Genomic DNA, 615 nt, shown 5'->3' with positions numbered 1-615 from the left:
GCGGGACGTGCAGCATGGTGCCCCTTGGCAGAAGCCACCAACGGCAACACGTTCAGTCTGTTTCTCGCCTCCCCGGCATCGTCGACTGTTACTTCGAGCGTGGCATTCAATATTTTTTCGATTGGGAGATGGTTCTGATGAGGATTGATCTGCAACCCATCCGTAGTGATGCTGAACTGAGCGTTGTCCGCATCGGTGACGCGCTTGTGGTAAACGGCGAGACCTTCGATTTTTCCCCCATTCAAGAGGGCGATACCTTGCCGGCCACGGCGATCAGCTCATCCTGGTTCGCGGGACAGGTTGATCGAAAGAGCGGGGAGCTTGAGATCACAATCTTCCTTCCGCTACCCATCAATTTCAGTCCAGAGCAGGCGTACCCGGAACCTTTACTGAGTGTTCCTGAGGGTGTGGTGAGTTTGCCGCAACCACTGGCGGATCCAGAGCAACCCACGGAGGCAGCCAAGTGAATATCGATTGGAGCAAATTGATCACCAAGGCGATGAAGGATGCTGTTCAGGCTGCCGAAGCGCTGGCGCTGGCAAAAGCTGAGCTCGCCGCGCGCAACAGTGCAGCGGTGTCGCAGATTGCCCGCATTCAGGATCGAATCGACACGAT

At 56.1% G+C, this 615-nt stretch carries 1 protein-coding gene; it reads left to right on the top strand.

All coding sequences use genetic code 11. From position 1 onward, the window contains the following. Positions 1 to 467, top strand: a 467-nt coding sequence (locus ACP7D9_RS29475) for a hypothetical protein (protein WP_426160421.1), incomplete at its 5' end; no start/stop codon positions are given. Between the last annotated feature and the right edge of the window lie 148 nt (positions 468 to 615).

This window comes from Pseudomonas sp. TSRC2-2 (assembly GCF_049897785.1).
Classification (GTDB): Bacteria; Pseudomonadota; Gammaproteobacteria; order Pseudomonadales; family Pseudomonadaceae; genus Aquipseudomonas.
This window is presented reverse-complemented; position numbering and strand designations above follow the sequence as displayed.